The sequence below is a fragment of the Dermabacter hominis NBRC 106157 genome (genome assembly GCF_001570785.1).
Taxonomy (GTDB): domain Bacteria; phylum Actinomycetota; class Actinomycetes; order Actinomycetales; family Dermabacteraceae; genus Dermabacter; species Dermabacter hominis.
In genome coordinates, this window is record NZ_BCSI01000027.1 from 1 (window position 1) to 612 (window position 612).

The window sequence follows — 612 nt, forward strand, 5'->3', positions numbered from 1 at the left end:
CGAGGGTGTCGTCGAAGACGATCTCAGTTTCGAACGGAACAGGCTTCTCAACCTTGGTCACCACAGAGGTGTCCTCGGCAGCTGGTCCGTACTCGATGATCTCCTTGACCGGGTCCTTCGTCTGCTTCACTTCTGGGGTGACCGTTGCCTGGTCGCCCTTGGCGGTGAAGTCAGCAGTGTAGGTCTTCTCGCCAGGCACGCCCTTCTGGACAACCTTGATCTCACCCGGCTTCAGCTCCGGGTTCGGGCGAGTCTCAACCTCGAACGGAACCTGGGCAGTCCAGGTGACCTTCTCGGACGCCTCCGACGGCTTCGTACCGACCTTGATGACCTGATCAACCGGCTGCTTGGTGATTTCCTCGGTGATCTGCGGATCGCCCGGCTTCGAGTTGGTGATATCGCGCGTGATTGTCACCGTCTTCTCACCCGGAACACCCTCGGTCACAACCTCAGACTTACCGGCAGGCATGTTCGGATCGAACTCGATCTTCACACCGAACGGAACTTCAGACTTAACGGTCTCAGTCGTAGTACCGGTCGTCTTGGTGCCGACACGGATGATCTGCTTGACCGGTTCCTTGGTGCGTTCAGTCGTCACTTCGGGGTCGCCCG

General features: G+C 58.8%; 1 protein-coding gene. It reads right to left on the reverse strand.

The window, feature by feature from the left end; all coding sequences use genetic code 11:
• Positions 1-598 (reverse strand): G5 domain-containing protein (locus tag DEHOM01_RS09605; protein WP_245630704.1); only part of this gene is annotated, 598 nt, incomplete at its 3' end.
• Positions 599-612: the final 14 nt, after the last annotated feature.